Origin of the sequence: Micromonospora sp. NPDC048839 (assembly GCF_040649915.1) — a bacterium.
In the GTDB taxonomy this organism is placed as follows: Bacteria; Actinomycetota; Actinomycetes; order Mycobacteriales; family Micromonosporaceae; genus Micromonospora.
In genome coordinates this window covers 414,117-433,445 of record NZ_JBEZGL010000003.1, presented here as the reverse complement: position 1 = coordinate 433,445, position 19,329 = coordinate 414,117, and the positions used below count along the sequence as shown (strand labels likewise).

The 19,329-nt window shown below is 71.6% G+C and carries 16 protein-coding genes; 12 read left to right on the top strand and 4 right to left on the bottom strand.

The window, feature by feature from the left end:
- The first annotated feature begins 29 nt into the window (after nt 1–29).
- Nucleotides 30–1,958, top strand: coding sequence for a hypothetical protein (locus AB0C25_RS08090; RefSeq protein ID WP_357370787.1), 1,929 nt, complete (start codon nt 30–32; stop codon nt 1,956–1,958).
- An 18-nt stretch (nt 1,959–1,976) separates the two neighbouring features.
- On the opposite strand, the gene AB0C25_RS08085 is transcribed toward AB0C25_RS08090, so the two are convergent.
- The 3 genes from AB0C25_RS08085 to AB0C25_RS08075 form a co-directional block, all read right to left on the bottom strand.
- A complete protein-coding gene (locus AB0C25_RS08085; protein ID WP_357370785.1) occupies nt 1,977–3,161 on the bottom strand; it encodes an NADH-quinone oxidoreductase subunit D in 1,185 nt (394 codons plus the stop codon).
- Nucleotides 3,158–4,447, bottom strand: a complete 1,290-nt coding sequence (locus tag AB0C25_RS08080; protein ID WP_357370783.1) for an SAM-dependent methyltransferase — start codon at nt 4,445–4,447, stop codon at nt 3,158–3,160. The genes AB0C25_RS08085 and AB0C25_RS08080 overlap by 4 nt, the downstream gene beginning before the upstream one ends.
- A gap of 93 nt (nt 4,448–4,540) precedes the next feature.
- Nucleotides 4,541–5,449 (bottom strand): SDR family oxidoreductase, encoded by a 909-nt coding sequence (locus AB0C25_RS08075; RefSeq protein ID WP_357370781.1) that lies wholly within the window; start codon nt 5,447–5,449, stop codon nt 4,541–4,543.
- Between the two features lie 121 nt (nt 5,450–5,570).
- On the opposite strand from AB0C25_RS08075, the gene AB0C25_RS08070 reads away from it, so the two are divergent.
- The 8 genes from AB0C25_RS08070 to AB0C25_RS08035 all read left to right on the top strand — a co-directional run bounded on the left by AB0C25_RS08070 (nt 5,571) and on the right by AB0C25_RS08035 (nt 13,120).
- Complete coding sequence (locus AB0C25_RS08070; protein ID WP_357370779.1) at nt 5,571–6,143, top strand: TetR family transcriptional regulator; 573 nt, start codon at nt 5,571–5,573, stop codon at nt 6,141–6,143.
- A gap of 112 nt (nt 6,144–6,255) precedes the next feature.
- On the top strand, nt 6,256–7,227 hold the full coding sequence (locus AB0C25_RS08065; protein WP_357370777.1) for a Rossmann-like and DUF2520 domain-containing protein: 972 nt from the start codon (nt 6,256–6,258) through the stop codon (nt 7,225–7,227).
- 55 nt (nt 7,228–7,282) lie between these two features.
- A complete protein-coding gene (panC, locus tag AB0C25_RS08060; protein WP_357370775.1) occupies nt 7,283–8,131 on the top strand; it encodes a pantoate--beta-alanine ligase in 849 nt (282 codons plus the stop codon).
- Between the two features lie 43 nt (nt 8,132–8,174).
- Nucleotides 8,175–8,603, top strand: coding sequence for an aspartate 1-decarboxylase (gene panD, locus AB0C25_RS08055; RefSeq protein WP_357252815.1), 429 nt, complete (start codon nt 8,175–8,177; stop codon nt 8,601–8,603).
- 97 nt (nt 8,604–8,700) lie between these two features.
- Complete coding sequence (locus AB0C25_RS08050; RefSeq protein WP_357370773.1) at nt 8,701–9,597, top strand: septum formation family protein; 897 nt, start codon at nt 8,701–8,703, stop codon at nt 9,595–9,597.
- A gap of 99 nt (nt 9,598–9,696) precedes the next feature.
- Nucleotides 9,697–11,394: an L-aspartate oxidase gene (locus AB0C25_RS08045; protein WP_357370771.1), complete on the top strand. Its 1,698-nt coding sequence runs from the start codon at nt 9,697–9,699 to the stop codon at nt 11,392–11,394.
- A 53-nt stretch (nt 11,395–11,447) separates the two neighbouring features.
- Nucleotides 11,448–12,344 (top strand): carboxylating nicotinate-nucleotide diphosphorylase, encoded by an 897-nt coding sequence (gene nadC / locus AB0C25_RS08040; protein WP_357370769.1) that lies wholly within the window; start codon nt 11,448–11,450, stop codon nt 12,342–12,344.
- Between the two features lie 17 nt (nt 12,345–12,361).
- Nucleotides 12,362–13,120 (top strand): type III pantothenate kinase, encoded by a 759-nt coding sequence (locus tag AB0C25_RS08035; protein ID WP_357067967.1) that lies wholly within the window; start codon nt 12,362–12,364, stop codon nt 13,118–13,120.
- A gap of 17 nt (nt 13,121–13,137) precedes the next feature.
- Here AB0C25_RS08035 and AB0C25_RS08030 read toward each other — a convergent pair whose 3' ends face one another.
- Nucleotides 13,138–13,878, bottom strand: a complete 741-nt coding sequence (locus tag AB0C25_RS08030; protein ID WP_357370767.1) for a methyltransferase domain-containing protein — start codon at nt 13,876–13,878, stop codon at nt 13,138–13,140.
- A gap of 88 nt (nt 13,879–13,966) precedes the next feature.
- Here AB0C25_RS08030 and lysS point away from each other — a divergent pair, with 88 nt between their 5' ends.
- From lysS to AB0C25_RS08015, 3 genes are all read left to right on the top strand, one after another.
- Nucleotides 13,967–15,475: a lysine--tRNA ligase gene (gene lysS, locus AB0C25_RS08025; protein ID WP_357370765.1), complete on the top strand. Its 1,509-nt coding sequence runs from the start codon at nt 13,967–13,969 to the stop codon at nt 15,473–15,475.
- Between the two features lie 112 nt (nt 15,476–15,587).
- Nucleotides 15,588–15,932: an Lsr2 family protein gene (locus AB0C25_RS08020; RefSeq protein ID WP_357370763.1), complete on the top strand. Its 345-nt coding sequence runs from the start codon at nt 15,588–15,590 to the stop codon at nt 15,930–15,932.
- Nucleotides 15,933–16,430: 498 nt separating this feature from the next.
- Nucleotides 16,431–18,974, top strand: coding sequence for an ATP-dependent Clp protease ATP-binding subunit (locus AB0C25_RS08015; RefSeq protein ID WP_357370761.1), 2,544 nt, complete (start codon nt 16,431–16,433; stop codon nt 18,972–18,974).
- The last annotated feature ends 355 nt before the right edge of the window (nt 18,975–19,329 follow it).

Genomic DNA, 19,329 nt, shown 5'->3' with positions numbered 1-19,329 from the left:
GATGAGGCTCGTCGGTAGGCTGCACATCCATGCCAGCCCCGGCCACCTCCGACGCCCGGCGTCGACCATCGCTGCTGACCGTGCTCTTCTGGGCGGGCGTCGCTCTCGCGCCGGTGGCGGCGCTGATCCTGCTGGTCGCCGACGGTAACGGCCCGCTGCGCTTCGCCGCGGTGCTCGCCATCGTCGCGGTGGTGCTGATCGGCCTCTCCATCGCACTGCGGCCCGACGGTGAGGGCGCGCGAGCCGACGAGCTGCTCGATGAGATCGAGGAGCTTCGCCGGGAGCTGCGGACCGAGATCGCCGCCGCCACGCAGCGCGGTAGCCAGGCGCTCGACCAGGCGCACCGGGCACAGGAGGGGATCGCCGCGGTCCGTCGCCGGCTGGACGCCAGCGGTGCCGCTCTCGCCGGTGCCGCCCCCGCCGGTGCCGCTGCCCCCGTCGGTGCTGCCGCCCGCGTCGGTGCTGCCGCCGCCCCCGTCGCGGAGCCGCCGGGCCCCGGCCGGGCGCGGGTACCGAGTGTCGAGCCGCCGGTGGACAACGCGGCGGTGGCCCGTAGCCGTGTCCAGGCGCCGGGTGACGCACCGCCGGGCCGGGCCCGAGTGTCCGGGGCGGACGACGCGTCCCGCTGGGGCCGTCCCGCGCACCCGGACGACGACGAGCCCGCCTACCCCCGGGAGGCCGCGGAGCCGCGGGCGGCCGCGAGGACGTACGGCGCAGCGCGCCCAGCCGACCCCGGGCACGGGTCGGCCCGCCCCCGGGAGCACGACCGCCCCGAGCCGGCGCACCGGCCGGTCGGCGTGGTCCGGCACACCGAGACCGTGCACGTCACCACCCGGCACACGGTGGTGGACGGCGGGCCGGCCGAGCCGACCGGGCGCTACGACGGCGAGTACCCGGGCCGGTGGACCCCACCGGCGCAGGAGTGGACCCGGGGCGGTGGAGCAGACGAGCGTGCCCGCGCGGCCGGCCGACCGAGGGGTGAGGCGGCGGAGCGCCCTCGAGCCGGGTACGACGACGACCGACGCCCCGGCGACGACCGTGCCCGCCCCGGCGATGACCGTGCCCGCCCCGGCGATGACCGCGCGTGGGGGGCGCAGCGCCCGACCGGTGGGGAGCCCGAGTGGAGTGGCGCGCGGGAGGCGTCGGGTCGACGCGCCGACCGGCACGGTCCCGACGGCAACGAGCCGGGCTGGGCGGGTCGCCCCGACGAGCCGGAGTGGACCGATCCGCGCGACAGGTACGCCCAGCCCGACGAGCCCGGCCCGGCCGCCAGGTCGCACCACGCGCAGGAGAGGGCGACCTCGGGCTCCTGGGACAGCCCGGACGATCGCGGCTGGTCGGCCCAGCGCGATCGGGCCGGTGCGGCCGCTCCTGAGCCTGGGCCGCCGCTGCGGGCCGACGACACGGGCGAGTACTGGTCACAGCTACGGGCCGGTGACCGGTGGGCCGCCGTCCGCGACGACGAGAACGGCCGTGAGCTGCGGGTCGGCGAACGCCGGGCCGAGGTGCGCGCCGACGCCACCGGCACCGAGTACCGGGTGGCCGACCGCTGGGCCGAGGTCCGCCACGAGGAACCCCGCCCGCACGAGCAGCCGCGCCGCCCTGAGGAGTCGCGCCGCCCCGAGCAGCCGCGCCGCCACGAGGAACCCCGCCGCTACGACGAGCCGCGCCGCCCGGAGCAGCCGCGCCAGCAGGACGAGCCGCGCCGCTACGGGGAGCCGCGTCGCAGCGAGGAGCGCGAGTCGTACCACCGGGCCGAGCCGGCGGACCGGCCGGCGCTGCCGGTGGGCGGCGTTCCGGTGCCGGACGAGTGGCGCCCGCCGCGCCAGCGCGGTCACCAGGCCGAACCCGCGCCGGAGCGGACCGGCCGGCGGCGAGTCGACGAGCGCTACGGCTACCCGCCGCAGGACGACGCACCACGTGCCGGTGGCGCGCCACCCGGCGATCGCTGGCGCTGAGCGGTCAGGCGACCCGGCTCACTTGTCGATGTCGCCGACCACGAAGAACATCGAACCGAGGATCGCGATCAGGTCCGGCACCAGGCAGCCGGGCAGCAGGGTGGCCAGCGCCTGCACGTTCGCGTAGGACGCGGTGCGCAACTTCAACCGCCACGGCGTCTTCTCACCCCGCGACACCAGGTAGTAGCCGTTGATGCCGAGCGGGTTCTCCGTCCAGGCGTACGTGTGCCCCTCCGGCGCCTTGAGCACCTTCGGCAGGCGGGTGTTGATCGGCCCGGTCAGCTGGTCCACCCGGTCCAGGCACTGCTCGGCGAGGTCCAGCGACGCGTACACCTGGTCCAGCAGCACCTCGAAGCGGGCGTGGCAGTCTCCGGCGGTCTTGGTGACCACCGGCACGTCCAGTTCGTCGTAGGCCAGGTACGGGTCGTCGCGGCGGAGGTCCAGGTCGAGCCCGGAGGCGCGGGCCACCGGCCCGGACGCCCCGAACGCGGCGGCGTCGGCGGCGGAGAGCACGCCCACGCCCACGGTGCGGGCCAGGAAGATCTCGTTGCGCCGGATCAGGTGGTCCAGGTCGGGCAGCCGCCGGCGTACCTCGCCGATCGCCGCGCGGGCACGACCGGTCCACCCGTACGGCACCTCCTCCTTGAGGCCGCCCACCCGGTTGAACATGTAGTGGATCCGGCCGCCGGAGACCTCCTCCATCACCGCCTGGATGGTCTCCCGTTCCCGGAAGGCGTAGAAGATCGGCGTGATCGCCCCGATCTCCAGCGGGTACGAGCCGAGGAACATCAGGTGGTTGAGCACCCGGTTCAACTCGGCGAGGGCCATCCGCAGCCAGGTGGCCCGCTCCGGCACCTCCATGCCCATCAGGCGTTCCACCGCGAGCACCACACCCAGCTCGTTGGAGAACGCCGAGAGCCAGTCGTGCCGGTTCGCCAGCACGATGATCTGCCGGTAGTCGCGTACCTCGAAGAGCTTCTCCGCGCCCCGGTGCATGTAGCCGATGATCGGTTCGCAGGAGACCACCCGCTCACCGTCGAGCACCAGCTTGAGTCGCAGCACGCCGTGTGTGCTGGGGTGCTGGGGGCCGATGTTCAGCACCATGTCGGTGCCGAGCTGCTGATCACCGGTGCCGGCGATCAGGCCGGCCCCGGTGCCGACGGTCAGTTCACGGAGGTCCCCGGCGTCGGTCATGCCCGTCATCGTGCCACGGCCGGGCCGAGCGGGATGCCGACCGGTTGGCGCAGCCACAGGTGCCCGCCGAGCCCGGCCGGGTCGGTCAGCTCGGCCACCGCCGACGCGGCGGCCAGCGCCCGCACGTACCCCGCCGGGTCGGTGCCGGCCAGGCTGAGCGGCGGTCGGCCGCCGTCGGCCCCGAGCGCCCGCAGCGCCTCCCGCTGCGAGACCAGGGAGTACGCACACCGGGCGACCGCCGCACCGGCGGAGGCGACCGAGTCCATGGCGACGTGGGCGGTGACGTCACTCGACCCGTCCGGCACCGGAGGCACCTGCCGCCCAGCCCGGTAACCCGTCAACGTCCCGTGCACCGGCCGTGCCTCCCGCAGGTGTCCGTAGTCGACGGCGACCGCGAGCCCTCGGCTGATCTGTCGTACCGCGTTGGCCCATGCCTCGTCGCGGGTCCTTCCGATTTCGGCTCGCGGGTAGTCGCCGTGGGGGGTTTCGGGGCAGCCCGGCCGGCTCCGGGCGGTCAGGCTTGATCCCTGCGCCGGCCGGGCTGCCCCGAAACCCGACTCGCTTCCGCTTGTCGCGTCCGGCCACGTCACACCCAGATCCGGCTCACTGGCCGCACTCTGCGTGTTTGTGGGGCTGGGCCACCACTTCGTCAGCCAGTCAAGATCATCAGGGCTGGGTGGATCACCGATCGTCTCGGTGCCGCTCTCGGGGTCGACCAGCAGGTATCGCCAGCCGTCCTCGGTCTGTACCGCTATGTCCAGGGGGACGTTGTCCAGCCACTCGGTGGCCAGTAGCACTCCGGTGATCTTGGTCGGGATCTCGGCTGTCCAGTTGATCTCTTCGGGCAGGTTTTTCGGGCGGTCGGCGTACTCGACTGCTGTGAGGCGCACGCGTTCCGCGAGCGACGGACGGACCGTGCCGGACGACGGCTCCTCTCCCAGCGGACGGGCGGAGGCCGCAGGAGTCAGGGTTTCCGGGGAGCCCGCCCGCGCAGGGATCAAGCCTGACCGCCCGGAGCGGGTGGGCTCCCCGGAAACCCCCACCGCAACCCCGACGAACGCCAGCAGGCGTTGCAGCAGCTCCCCACGCCCAGCCCCGACATCGACCACGTCGAGCCGTGGCGGATGACCGAGTGCGGTGTCCACCTCCGAGATGAGGCGCAGCAGGGCGGTGGCGAAGGCTGGGGAGGCGTGCACGCTGGTGCGGAAGTGGTCGGCCGGCCCGGTGCCGGCGACGAAGAAGCCGCCCGGCCCGTAGAGGGCTCGGCTCATCGCATCCTGCCAAGAGATCGACATCAGTTCACTCCGGGTTCAGGAGGCGTCACCGTGCCGACCCTACGGCCACCGATGGTGCGACGACTCCCGTCCCCCGCCCGGGTCGGCCTCTGTTCAGGCCTGGAAGTAGTGCCCTTCGTCCAGGTCGGCGATCAGGCCGGGGTGGGTGGGGACCCAGCCCAGCAGTTCGCGCGTGATCGCGGATGACGTCGGGTTGTCCATCTGCGCGAACGACCCGAGGAAGCCGAAGTAGTCGTTCGCCTCGTCGGGGCCGATGCTCCGGACCGGGATGTCGAGGTTGCGGCCGATGGCAGCGGCGATCTGCTGAAGGGGAACGCCTTCGTCGGCTGCTGCGTGCAGGCGCGTACCGGCCGGGGCCTTGTCGAGTGCGAGCCGGTAGAGCTCGGCCGCGTCGAGCGTGTGCACGGCCGGCCACCGGTTGGCGCCGTCGCCGACGTAGGCGGCGTACCCGTGCTGCCGCGCGGCGGCGACGAGAACGGTGATGAAGCCGTAGTGGTCGAGCGAGCTGTGCACGGTGGGCGCGAGCCGGATGACGGAGGCGCGCACGTCGCGGGAGGCAAGGTCGGCGACGAAGTTCTCCGCGTCGATCCGGTAGCCATTCGGGAAGGTGTCGCGTTCGGTGCCGGGGCGGCCGACGACGCCGCCCAACGCGAGCATGGCCGTCCCGCTGGTGCCGATCAGCGGTTTGCCGGAGCCGTCCAAGCCGTCCGCGAGCGCCTTGAGTGCGTCCAGGTCGACCTCGGCCGCGCCGGCCATGTCGCCGGTCGTCATCAGGTCGTGGCGGAACGCCAGGTGGATCACCCCGTCGGAGGCGGCCGCTTCCGCACGGAGCAGGTCGAGGTCGGAGAGGTCGCCGCGGCGTGCCTCGGCGCCGAGCTTCTCGATCGCGGCGGCGGACGTGTCGGAGCGGGCCAGGCCGACAACGTCGTGTCGGGCGGAGAGCAGTGCTGGTACGACCGCGGAGCCGAGATGACCGGAGGCACCTGTGACGAATACGCGCATGGCAGTTCCTTCGTGGGAGGGTGATGTCACCTTGCGACATGACCGTACCTCGTGATGTCGCAAGACGACATGGGTTCGGACGAAAATAATGTCGCAGTGTGACATCAGATACCATTGCCGGATGGCCCGCTGGCAACCTGACGCGCGCGGCCGCCTGGAGGCGGCCGCCCTCGAGCTGTTCCGTGAGCGCGGCTTCGAGGAGACCACCGTCGCCGACATCGCCACCCGGGCCGGCGTCGACAAGCGCACCTTCTACCGGCTCTTCGGCGACAAGCGCGAGGCGCTCTTCAGCGGCAGCGGGCAGCTGGAGGAGATCCTGGTCAAGGCGGTGGCCGAGACGGACGCTGCTCCCTTCGAGGCGGTCGTCGCCGCCTTCCGCCAGGTGGCTGAGGAAATCTTCGCCGACCGCCTTGAGCGGGTCCGGATGCGTCACTCCATCATTCAGAGCAGCCCTGAGCTGCAGGAGCGCGAGCTGCGCAAGACGGGCGCGCTGGTGCCTGCGGTCACCGTCGCCCTGCGCGCCAAGGGCCTCGACGAGAGCACGGCCACCCTGGCCACCGAGTCCGGTGTCACGGTCTTCCGCGTCGCGTACGCGCGCTGGGTCGCTCCCGACAGCGACGCCTCGCTCGCCGACCTGATCACCGAGGTGGCCACCGAGCTGCGCGCCGTCACATCCGCCGCAGGGCGGCGTTGACGGGGGCCTTCCGTCAGTGGTGAACGTTTTCACACATGCTTGTCCTGGTTCGGCAGGCCGGGGGCATACTTGCGATCGACCGGTACCCCTCCTCGTGGACTGGATCGTCGTCATGAGCGCACCGTTGCGCCCGCGTCCGGCAGCCCCACACGGGCCTGCCGCATCGCGGGATCGCGCCGTCATCGGCGCCCCCTCCTCCCGCCTGCTCACCGTCGGCGTCGCTGGCGCCGGTCGGGTCGGAGCCGTCCTGGGCGCCGCGCTCGTCGCCGCCGGGCACCGCGTGGTCGCCGTCACCGGCGACTCCGGGGCCAGCCGGGCCCGCCTCGCCCTGCTGCTGCCCGAGGTGCCCCGCCGCCCGGCCGCCGCCGTCGCCCACGCCGCCGCCGACCTGCTTCTGATCGCGGTGCCCGACGACGCGTTGGCGGGTGTGGTGTCCGACCTCGCCGCCCGCGGCGCGCTGCGTCCCGGTCAGGTGGTCGCGCACACCTCCGGCGCGCACGGCCTGGCCGTGCTGTCGCCGGCCGCCGCGGTGGGCGCCCGCCCGCTCGCCCTGCACCCCGCGATGACCTTCACCGGTACGCCGGACGACCTGGCCCGGCTGGACGGCATCTCGTACGGGGTGACCGCCCCGGCGGAGCTACGTCCCCTCGCCGCCCGGCTGGTCGCGGACCTGGGTGGCGTGCCCGAGTGGGTGGCCGAGTCGGACCGCCCGCTGTACCACGCCGCGCTGGCCCACGGCGCGAACCACCTGGTGACCCTGGTGAACGAGGCGACCGATCGGCTGCGCGACGCCGGGGTGGCCCGACCGGAGAAGGTGCTGGCCCCGCTGCTGCGAGCCGCCCTGGAAAACGCGCTGCGGCTCGGTGACGACGCGTTGACCGGCCCGGTCTCCCGGGGTGACGCGGGCACCGTCCAGCGGCACCTGGCCCGGTTGGCCGCCACCGCACCGGAGTCCGTCCCCGCCTATCTCGCGTTGGCCCGTCGTACCGCCGATCGGGCGATCGCCGCCGGCCGACTGCGGCCGGTGGACGCGCAGTCGCTGCTCGGCGTGCTCGCCGACACCTCCCGGGAGGTGGCGGCATGAGCGCGAGGAGTGAGCCGATCTTGCGAGCCCCGCAGTCGCGAACCGAGGGGGCACTGTGACACAGCTCGTCCACTCGCGCGCCGAGTTGGCCGAGGCTCGGGCCGCTCTGAAGGGCACGGTCGGGGTCGTGATGACGATGGGCGCCCTGCACTCGGGGCACGAGACGTTGCTGCGCGCGGCCCGGGAACAGGCCGACCACGTGCTGGTGACGATCTTCGTGAACCCGTTGCAGTTCGGGCCGAACGAGGACTTCGACCGCTACCCACGCACCCTCGACGCCGATCTGGAGGTGTGCCGGCGGGCGGGCGCGGATCTCGTCTTCGCCCCGTCGGTGGCGGATATGTACCCGGACGGCCAGCCCCAAGTCCGCCTCGACCCGGGTCCGCTCGGCGCGGAGTTGGAGGGCGCGAGCCGCCCCGGCTTCTTCCACGGGGTGCTCACCGTGGTGTTGAAGCTGCTCCAGCTCACCCGACCCGACCTGACGTTCTTCGGCGAGAAGGACTACCAGCAGCTCACCCTGGTCCGGCGGATGACCCGGGACCTGGACGTGCCGGTCGAGGTGGTCGGCGTGCCGACCGTCCGGGAGCGGGACGGGTTGGCGCTGTCCAGCCGCAACCGCTACCTGAGCGAGTCGGAGCGGGCCGCGGCGCTGAGCCTGTCCGCCGCGTTGCGGGCCGGTGCGCGGGCCGCCGAGGACGGCCTGGACGCGGGTGCGGTGCTGACCGCCGCGCACGCCGCGTTCGGTGCCGGTACGCCGGGTGCCCGCCTCGACTACCTGGTGCTCACCGACCCCGATTTGGAGCCGGGGCCGGTCACCGGGCCGGCGCGGCTGGTGATTGCCGCCTGGGTGGGCGCGACCCGCTTGATCGACAACGCGGCGATCCACCTCGCCCCCCGCCCCTGACCGGGCCGCACCACCCTCCACCACTTCGTGAAAGGCCACCCCGATGCTGCGGACCATGCTCAAGTCGAAGATCCACCGGGCCACGGTGACCCAGGCCGACCTGCACTACGTCGGTTCGGTGACGGTGGACGAGGACCTGCTCGACGCCGCCGACCTGCTCCCCGGAGAGCAGGTGGCGATCGTGGACATCACCAACGGTGCACGGCTGGAGACGTACGTGATTCCCGGCGTGCGGGGCAGCGGCGTGATCGGCATCAACGGTGCCGCCGCGCACCTGGTGCACCCCGGTGACCTGGTCATCCTGATCTCGTACGCCCAGATGGACAACGCCGAGGCCCGGTCGTACCGCCCACGGGTGGTGCACGTGGACGCCGACAACCGGGTTCTCGAGTTGGGTGCCGACCCGGCCGCGGTGGCACCCGGCACGGCCGGCCACCCGGTGCCCAGCCCGTTGGCCGTGTCCGGAGTCTGATCCCGCGCGAGGCGATTCCGGTCTGTTACCGGAAGGTCATTTCCGGTTACCCTTGGCGCGCTGGCGGAAGCCGGTCGGTGGCTGGGGGAGGCCGCTTATGCGCAGTGCCAGGACGACCGTGTTCGCCGCTGCCGTGACGGTGGTGCTGCTCGCGGGGTGCGCCGGGTCGGGTGACCTGGACGGTGACCTCACCGACGACTGGGCGGCGCTGCCGCAGGCGTCGGCGTTCACCCCGGCCACGGGTGTCTGCCAGGCCGCCGACTTCACCGATGTGGTCACCCTTGCCGCCTACGAGCCGGTGGACTGCGCCGGTCCGCACCGGCTGGAAACGGTGCATGTGGGGGCGTTTCCGGTCGAGCGGGCGAGTGCGCCGGCGGGTGGCTCGGCGGAGTTGCGGGGCGCCTTCACCGAGTGCGACACCCGGGCGACCGGGTACGTGGGCGACGACTGGCGGGCCGGCCGGCTGCGGTTGTCGGTGGCGCTGCCCTCGGGACCGGGCTGGGCGGCCGGTTCCCGGTGGTTCCGGTGTGACCTCACCGAGTTGACCACGGTCGAGGCCGCGGCCACCGTTGTGGTCCGCTCGGGCAGCCTGCGGGACGCGTTGAAGGGGCCTGCCGGGCTGCGCCTCGGCTGCCAGCAGACCCGCACCGCCGCCGGTGCGGGGGTCCGCACGCTGATTCCGGTGGAGTGCGCGCAACGGCACGACGCCGAGTTCGTCGGGGTGTGGCGCGCGCCGGAGATGGCGTACCCGACCCGGGACGCCGACTGGGAGCCGCTCTACACCGGCTGCCGCAGCATCCTCGGCCGGTACGTGGGCGTGCCGGACGACGTCGACCTGCGCTTTCGCACCGGGTTGGTGGTCCGCCCGCCGGGTGCGGGGCGCTGGCGGGTCGGTGACCGGGGTGTCCGCTGCTACCTGTGGCTCAGCGACCGTACGGTGACCGCCTCGTTGAAGGGCACCGGCCCGGCCGGTCTTCCGGTCCGGACGAAGTGACCCGCGGCTGACGGTCGGGGCGGCGCCGGACGGGGTAGCCCAAAACACTCGTCCCGCCCCCGCCGCCCCGAGCGAGGACGGTTCGGGTTGACTGGGGGGATGGACCTTCCGACCGTCGACCTGCCGGCCCTGCCCGCGTTGCTGGCCGCGCCCGCGCCCGGCTGGGTGGAGACCACCGACGTGATCGTGGTGGGTTCCGGCGTGGCCGGGTTGACCGCGGCGCTGCACCTGCGTGAGGCGGGCCTGCACGTCACGGTGGTCACCAAGGTCAACATCGACGACGGCTCGACGCGATGGGCACAGGGCGGCATCGCCGCCGTGCTCGACCCGACGGACACCCCCGCGGCGCACGCCCGCGACACTCAGATCGCCGGGGTGGGGCTCTGCGACCCGGCGGCGGTACGGGTGCTGGTCGAGGAGGGTCCGGCCCGGTTGCGGGAGTTGATGCGCATCGGCGCCGAGTTCGATCGCCATCCGGACGGATCGTTGATGTTGACCCGCGAGGGCGGCCACCGGGCGGACCGGATCGTGCACGCCGGCGGTGACGCCACCGGCGCGGAGGTGCAGCGGGCCCTGCACGCGGCGGTGCAACGCGACCCGTGGATCCGACTTGTCGAACACGCCCTGGTCCTGGATCTGCTGCGAGCGCCCGGCGACGGCCCGGACGGGCTCGGCCCGGCCTGCGGGATCACCCTGCACGTGCTCGGCGAGGGCAGCGAGGACGGCGTCGGCGCGCTGCTGGCCCGCGCGGTGGTGCTCGCCACCGGCGGGATGGGGCAGATCTTCGCGGCCACCACCAACCCGGCGGTCTCCACCGGCGACGGGGTCGCGCTCGCGATGCGGGCCGGCGCGGCGGTGACCGACGTGGAGTTCGTCCAGTTCCACCCCACCGCCCTGATCACCCCGCCCGGCGCGGGAGTGCCCGGTGCCGGGCACGCGCAGCAGCCGCTGGTCTCCGAGGCGCTGCGCGGTGAGGGCGCGTACCTGGTGGACGCCGACGGCAAGCGGTTCATGGTGGGCCAGCACGAGTTGGCCGAGCTGGCACCCCGGGACGTGGTGGCCAAGGGCATCCACCGGGTGTTGCTGGCCACCGGCGATGACCACGTCTTCCTCGACGCACGGCACCTGGGCGGCGACTTCCTGGCCGGCAGGTTCCCCACCATCGTGGCGTCCTGCCTGGCGATCGGCGTGGACCCGGCGACCGACCTGATCCCGGTGGCGCCGGCCGCCCACTACGCCTCCGGTGGTGTCCGGACCGACCTGCGTGGCCGCACCTCCATCCCGGGCCTGTACGCCTGCGGCGAGGTGGCCTGCACGGGGGTGCACGGCGCGAACCGGCTGGCCAGCAACTCGCTGCTGGAGGGTCTGGTCTTCTCCCGGCGGATCGCCGAGGACATCGCGGCGGGCCTGCCCGAGCAGGTGCAGCCGGCGGACACCGGTGCCTGGCGCGGAGGCGAGGGCTGGGTGCTGCCCGCGGCGGCGACGCCGACCCTGCAACGGGCGATGACCCGGGGGGCCGGGGTGCTCCGATCCGCGGCGACGCTGGCGGGGACCGCCGGAAGCCTGCGGGAGTTGGGCGTTGCCCGGGGTCGGCCACGGACCGCCGACTGGGAGGCGACCAACCTGCTCACGGTGGCGTCGACGCTGGTGGCCGCCGCGTACGCGCGTGGTGAGACCCGGGGCTGCCACTGGCGGGAGGACTTCCCGACGGCCGACGAACGGTGGCTGGGTCATCTGGTCGGGTCGGTCGGGGCGGAGGGCCGGGTGGGCCAACAGTGGGAGGGGAACTCACAGTGAGCGCGAGGAGTGAGCCGGTTTCGCGAGCCCCGCAGTCGCGAACGGAGACGGCATTGACGGGTTCGACAGAGGCGGCGTTGCGGGCGGGCGGACTGGATCCGGCGCAGGTGCGGCAGGTGATCGAGACCGCGCTGGTCGAGGATCTGGGTCCCGATTTCCTGGACGTCACGAGCGTGGCCACCATTCCGGCGGGACAGACCGACACCGCCGACCTGGTGGCTCGCGCGGATGGTGTGCTGGCCGGGATGGCGGTGGCCGCCGCCGTGTTCGAGCTGGTGGGCGAGGTGACCGGCTTCGGTCGTACCGTCGAGGTGTCGGTGTTGGCCCACGACGGTGAGCGGGTGGCCCGCGGCGCGGTGCTGGCGACGGTGACCGGCCCGACCCGGCTGCTGCTGACGGCCGAGCGGACGGCGCTGAACCTGCTCTGCCGGATGTCCGGGGTGGCCACCCACACCCGTGCCTGGGCGGACGCGTTGGCCGGCACGAAGGCGATGGTGCTGGACACCCGCAAGACGACGCCGGGCCTGCGGGCGCTGGAGAAGTACGCCGTGCGGGCCGGTGGGGGCACCAACAAGCGGATGGGCCTCTACGACGTGGCCATGATCAAGGACAACCACAAGCTGGCGGCGGGGGGCATCACGGCGGCGTACCGGCGGGTCCGGGAGGCGTTCCCGGAGGTGCCGGTGCAGGTCGAGGTGACGACTGTCGACGAGGCGGTCGAGGCGGTGGAGGCCGGGGCGGATTTCCTGCTCTGCGACAACATGACGCCCGAGGTGCTGGCCGAGGCGGTGGCCGCCGTGGGCGACCGGGCGGAGTTGGAGGCGACCGGCGGGTTGACCCTGGAGGTGGCGGGCCGGTACGCGGCGACCGGCGTCGACTTCCTCTCGGTGGGCGCGTTGACCCACTCGTCGCCGATCCTGGACATCGCGCTGGACCTGCGCACCGACTAGTTGTCTAGGCTGCGTGCGTGCTGCTCTGCATCGACATCGGAAACACCAACACCGTGCTGGCGACCTTCGACGGCGACAAGCTGGTGCACTCCTGGCGGATCAAGACCGATGCCCGCTCGACGGCGGACGAGTTGGGCCTCATGTTCCGAGGGCTGCTCGCCGGGGACAACGTCGAGATCACCGGCGTGGCCGCCTGCTCGACCGTGCCGGCCGCGCTGCGCTCGCTGCGCACCATGCTCGGCCGCTACTACGCCGACCTGCCGAGCGTGATCGTCGAGCCGGGCGTGCGGACCGGGGTGCAGTTGGCGATCGACAATCCGAAGGAGGTGGGCGCCGACCGGGTGGTGAACACGCTGGCCGCGTACTCCCTCTACGGCGGGCCGTCGATCGTGGTGGACTTCGGCACCACCACCAACTTCGATGTGATCAGCGGTCGGGGCGAGTTTCTCGGCGGGGCGTTCGCCCCGGGCATCGAGATCTCCTTCGACGCGCTGGCCGCCCGGGCGGCCCAGCTGCGCAAGGTCGAGGCCACCAAGCCCCGCTCGGTGATCGGCAAGAACACCGTGGAGTGCCTCCAGGCGGGCCTCTACTTCGGGTTCGCCGGGCAGGTGGACCGCATCGTCGAGCGGATGACCGAGGAGTTGGGCGAGGTGAAGGCGGTGATCGCCACCGGCGGGCTGGCCTCCCTGGTGATCAACGAGTGTCGCACCATCACCCACCACGAGCCGATGATCACGCTGATCGGCCTCCGGATGGTCTACGAGCGCAACCTCTGACGCCGCCGGCGGACCGGTCAGCGCCGGCGGGCTCGGAAGACGAGCGTCCGGTACGGCAGCTCCACGCGGTCCCGTCCGGCCAGGTCCGGATGGGTGGCGAGGAGGTCGCGCAACTCCCGCTCCACCGCCTCCTGGCTCGACCGGTCGGCGGTGAGGTAGTACGAGCGGGTGCGCATCATGCCGACGACCTCGTCCACGGTGAGGGCGGTGCGCTGGCTGAACTCACCGAGCTCCACGTCGCCGAACGCCGGGCCGAACGTGGTCACCGACTCGATGAGGTTGTCGGCGTTGCTGTCCATGTGGGCGATTCGACCCAGCTCGGCCACCCACTCGACCCGATCGTCCCGGGTGTTCCAGATCGGGGCGAACGTGCCGTCGGTCCGGAGCACGCGGGCGATCTCCGCATGTGCCCGCTCCCGGTCGAACCAGTGGTAGGCCTGCCCGACCAACACCGCGTCCGCCGCCCCGTCCGGCAGGGGAACGGACTCCGCTCCACCGGCCAGGGACTCGACACCCGGGGTGGCCGCCGCCAGCTGGGCGCGCATACCCGGATCGGGCTCCACCGGGGTCACCTCGTGCCCGAGGGCGAGCACCTCGCGGGTGAGGATGCCGGTGCCGGCGCCCAGGTCGACGACCCGGGCGGCGTCGCCCAGCCCCTGCAGCGCCCAGCGGACCGCGGCCTGCGGGTAACGGGGTCGAAGCCGGTCGTACTCCGCTGCCGCGGCACCGAACGACAGGGCCTGAGTGTGATTCACCATGACGGGCAGGTTATCCGGTAACGACCCTCTGGCGGCATGAGTACGCTCAGGGGCTGACCCCGCCGAAAACTCCCTGAGGAAGCGTGCCGTGAGCGAGCAGAACGTCGTGCCAGTGGACCCCGCCGACGACCTTCCCGAGCAGATGAAGGTCCGCCGGGAGAAGCGGGACCGGATGCTCGCCGAGGGCATCGAGCCCTACCCGGTCGGCTTTGCCCGGACGGCCACCCTGGCGCAGATCCGGACCCGCTACGCCGATCTGCCGACCGACACCGCGACCGGCGACCAGGTCGCGGTCACCGGCCGGGTGATCTTCGTACGCAACACCGGGAAGCTGTGCTTCGCGACCCTGCGCGACGGCGACGGCACCGAGTTGCAGGCGATGCTCTCGCTCGACCGGGTCGGGCCGGAGCGGCTGGAGGCGTGGAAGCGCCTGGTCGACCTCGGCGACCAGGTCGGCGTCACCGGTGAGGTGATCACCAGTCGCCGGGGTGAGTTGTCGGTGCTGGCAGAGCAGTGGGAGATGACCGCCAAGGCGCTGCGACCGTTGCCGGTGGCACACAAGCCGCTCTCCGAGGAGGCTCGCGTCCGGCAGCGTTACGTCGACCTGATCGTCCGGCCGCAGGCACGGGAGATGGTCCGTACCCGAGCCGCCGCCGTGCGCAGTCTGCGCGATTCACTGCACGGGCAGGGCTTCATCGAGGTGGAAACGCCGATGCTGCAACTGCTGCATGGTGGCGCGACGGCCCGCCCGTTCGTGACCCACAGCAATGCGTTGAGCACCGATCTGTATCTGCGAATCGCGCCGGAACTGTTTCTCAAGCGCGCTGTGGTTGGTGGCGTCGACCGCGTCTTCGAGATCAACCGCAACTTCCGTAATGAGGGGGTCGACTCTTCGCACTCGCCGGAGTTCGCGATGCTGGAGACGTACCAGGCGTACGGCGACTACGACACGATCGGCGAGCTGACCCGTAATCTCGTGCAACAGGCGGCGATCGCGGTCAGCGGTTCGATGGTGGTGACCCACGCCGACGGACGCGAGTTCGACCTGGGTGGCGAGTGGCGGTCGGTGACACTCTTCGGTGTGCTTTCCGAAGCGCTCGGCGAGGAGGTCACGGTCCGCACCGACCGATCCCGCCTGGTGGAGTACGCGGACAAGGTGGGATTGGCGGTCGACCCGAAGTGGGGGCCGGGCAAGCTGGCCGAGGAACTGTTCGAGGAGCTGGTCGTCCCCAGCCTGGTGGCACCCACCTTCGTGCGGGACTACCCGGAGGAGACCAGCCCGCTCACCCGGGGCCACCGCAGTGAGCCGGGGCTGGCCGAGAAGTGGGACCTCTACGTGCTCGGATTCGAGCTGGGCACCGGATACTCCGAGCTGGTGGACCCGGTGGTGCAGCGGGAGCGGCTGGTGGCCCAGGCGCAGCTCGCGGCCCGTGGCGACGACGAGGCGATGCGCCTCGACGAGGACTTTCTCCGGGCGATGGAGTACGGAATGCCGCCGGCCGGCGGTATGGGAATGGGAATCGACCGGATGTTGATGGCCCTGACCGGCCTCGGAATTCGGGAAACGATCCTCTTCCCGTTGGTCCGCCCCGAGTAGGGCTCGCCCGGCTCACCCCACGCCGTAACGGCATCCTATTGACGCGGCAAGTACTGCGGGGGTTATTGTGCTCTCGTTAGCAGGAGTGCCCTGCTCGAAAGGAATGTGGGACGTGGCCAAGCAGATCATTCACAAGCTGGTCGATGACCTGGACGGCGGGGACGCGGACGAGACCGTCAAGTTCGCCCTCGACGGCGTTCAGTACGAGATCGACCTGTCGAGTGCCAACGCCGCTAAATTGCGCGACGCTTTTGCCTCGTACGTGGGCGCCGGCACCAAGGTCGGCCGGGGCGGCGTGGTGGTCGGTGGGCGTGCTGCTCGCGGTCGGGGCGGCGCGACCGCCGATCGGGAACAGAACAAGGCGATCCGGGAGTGGGCCAAGAAGGCCGGCAAGGACATCTCGGACCGGGGTCGTATCCCGCAGGAGATCGTTGACGAGTACCACGCGAAGCGCTGATCCATCAGCGGTGGGTGCCAGTCGCCCCCCGCAGGCGACACCGACGCCGGGCCGGAGGAGTTCTCCGGGCCGGCGTCGCCGTGTCCGTGCTCCGGGGTGCGGGAAGCATTCCGCTTCCACCGACGTTGTCCACAACCAGTGGAGCAACCATCCACAGCCTGTGGACAACCTTCCCCAGGGTTGGGCGCAGCGGTCGTCGCAAGCCCGGTTTACCCCCTCCGGGGGCTTCCGGAGCGCTTCCGAGGCCCGGATCGGGCTCCGGTCGTGCCAGTCGGATTTCGCTCTGCGCGTAGCGACAGGACTACCGGAACACCTCCTGAGCGCGGACGGTTGTCCAAAACGACGCGGAACCGACCCAGACCGGAGACACACGACCTCAGCTGAGTCGGTCAGCGACGATAGAGTAAGGAGGCACGGACGCCCGTCCCGGACGTTCGTGCACCGGCCCCGCCAAGATCTTGACCATCAAGGCGCACGGCACGTGAGGAGCACGAGGGCATGTTCGAGCGGTTCACCGACCGAGCGCGACGGGTTGTCGTCCTGGCCCAAGAAGAGGCCCGGATGCTCAACCACAACTACATCGGTACGGAACACATCCTGCTGGGCCTGATCCACGAAGGTGAAGGCGTCGCGGCAAAGGCCCTGGAGAGCCTCGGCATCTCCCTGGAGGGCGTCCGCCAGCAGGTCGAGGAGATCATCGGCCAGGGCCAGCAGGCGCCGAGCGGGCACATCCCGTTCACGCCGCGGGCCAAGAAGGTGCTGGAGCTGTCGCTGCGCGAGGCGCTGCAGCTCGGCCACAACTACATCGGCACCGAGCACATCCTGCTCGGGCTGATCCGCGAGGGCGAGGGCGTCGCCGCCCAGGTGCTGGTCAAGCTCGGCGCCGACCTCAACCGGGTCCGCCAGCAGGTGATCCAGCTGCTCTCCGGCTACCAGGGCAAGGAGCCTGCCGCGGCGGGCGCCGCGCCGGGTGAGGCCGCGCCGTCGACCAGCCTGGTGCTGGACCAGTTCGGCCGCAACCTGACCCAGGCCGCCCGCGAGGGCAAGCTCGACCCGGTCATCGGGCGCGAGAAGGAAATCGAGCGGGTCATGCAGGTGCTCTCCCGCCGTACCAAGAACAACCCGGTCCTGATCGGTGAGCCCGGCGTCGGTAAGACCGCCGTGGTGGAGGGGCTTTCCCAGAAGATCATCAAGGGCGAGGTGCCCGAGACTCTCAAGGACAAGCAGCTCTACACGCTCGACCTGGGTGCGCTCGTCGCCGGTTCCCGCTACCGCGGTGACTTCGAGGAGCGCCTCAAGAAGGTGCTCAAGGAGATCCGCACCCGCGGCGACATCATCCTGTTCATCGACGAGATCCACACCCTGGTGGGTGCGGGTGCCGCCGAGGGCGCGATCGACGCCGCGAGCATCCTCAAGCCGATGCTGGCCCGTGGTGAGCTGCAGACCATCGGCGCCACCACGCTCGACGAATACCGCAAGCACCTGGAGAAGGACGCCGCTCTCGAGCGTCGGTTCCAGCCGATCCAGGTGGGTGAGCCGTCGCTGGCGCACACCATCGAGATCCTCAAGGGCCTGCGCGACCGGTACGAGGCGCACCACCGGGTCTCGATCACCGACGCCGCCCTGGTGGCGGCCGCGACGCTGGCCGACCGGTACATCTCCGACCGCTTCCTGCCGGACAAGGCGATCGACCTGATCGACGAGGCCGGCGCCCGGATGCGGATCCGTCGGATGACCGCGCCGCCAGACCTGCGTGACTTCGACGAGCGCATCGCCCAGGTGCGTCGCGACAAGGAGTCCGCGATCGACGCGCAGGACTTCGAGCGTGCCGCCCAGCTGCGCGACAAGGAGAAGCAGCTGCTCGGCCAGAAGGCCCAGCGGGAGAAGGAGTGGAAGGCCGGTGACCTGGACGTCGTCAGCGAGGTTGACGACGAGCAGATCGCCGAGGTGCTCGGCAACTGGACCGGCATCCCGGTCTACAAGCTGACCGAGGAGGAGACCTCTCGCCTGCTGCGCATGGAGGACGAGCTGCACAAGCGCGTCATCGGCCAGGAGGATGCGGTCAAGGCGGTCTCGAAGGCGATCCGGCGTACCCGGGCCGGCCTGAAGGACCCGAAGCGCCCGTCGGGCTCGTTCATCTTCGCCGGCCCGTCGGGTGTCGGTAAGACCGAGCTGTCCAAGGCGCTCGCCGAGTTCCTCTTCGGCAGCGAGGATGCCCTCATCCAGCTGGACATGTCCGAGTTCCACGACCGTTACACGGTCTCCCGGCTCGTGGGTGCCCCTCCCGGCTACGTCGGCTACGACGAGGGCGGGCAGCTGACCGAGAAGGTGCGGCGTCGGCCGTTCTCGGTGGTCCTCTTCGACGAGATCGAGAAGGCCCACCCGGACGTGTTCAACACGCTGCTCCAGATCCTCGAGGACGGTCGGCTCACCGACGGTCAGGGTCGGATCGTGGACTTCAAGAACACGGTCATCATCCTGACCACCAACCTGGGCACCCGTGACGTCGCCAAGGCGGTGTCGCTGGGCTTCCAGGCGTCGGAGGACTCCGAGTCCAACTACGACCGGATGAAGCAGAAGGTCAACGACGAGCTCAAGCAGCACTTCCGGCCTGAGTTCCTCAACCGGATCGACGACACCATCGTCTTCCACCAGCTGCGTCAGACCGAGATCCTCTCGATCGTGGACATCATGATCCAGCGGATCGAAGGCCAGCTGCGCAACAAGGACATGGGTCTGGAGCTGACCGACAACGCCAAGAAGTACCTGGCGGCGAAGGGCTTCGACCCGGTGCTCGGTGCCCGTCCGCTTCGTCGCACGATCCAGCGCGACATCGAGGACAACCTCTCCGAGCGGATCCTGTTCAACGAGCTGACCCCGGGTCAGATCGTCGTGGTGGACTGCGAGGGCGACCCGAACGACATCGACAAGTCCAAGCTCGTCTTCCGGGGCGCGGAGAAGCCGGTCGAAGTTCCGGACGCCGTGCCGGCCGACCTCGGTGGCACTGCCGCTGGCACCGCCGCAGCGGCCACGGACGAGTAGCACAACCAGCAACAAGGGGCGGGGCCTCGGTGGCGTGAGCCATCGGGGCCTCGCCCTCGTTGCGCTACCCGGAGGTCACCCACACCGCACCCGCCGGCGCCGTGCCAGCGCCCGCGCCGTGCCAGCGCCCGCGCCGTGCCACGGCCGGCGCCGTCGCACTGCCATGCCACCCTCAGGCAAGATCTACGCAACATCAGGGAAAGTGCTGCCTCAGCGCGTCCGGAGGCAGCACTTTCCCTGATGTTGTGGGTGGAAGAAGGGACGGGGCCGGAGTGCGGGGGCGGAGTGTCGAGGTCAGGTTGGGGCGTGGCCTCCCGACGGAGCACCCCGCCGCACGATCACACAACCCCCCAGC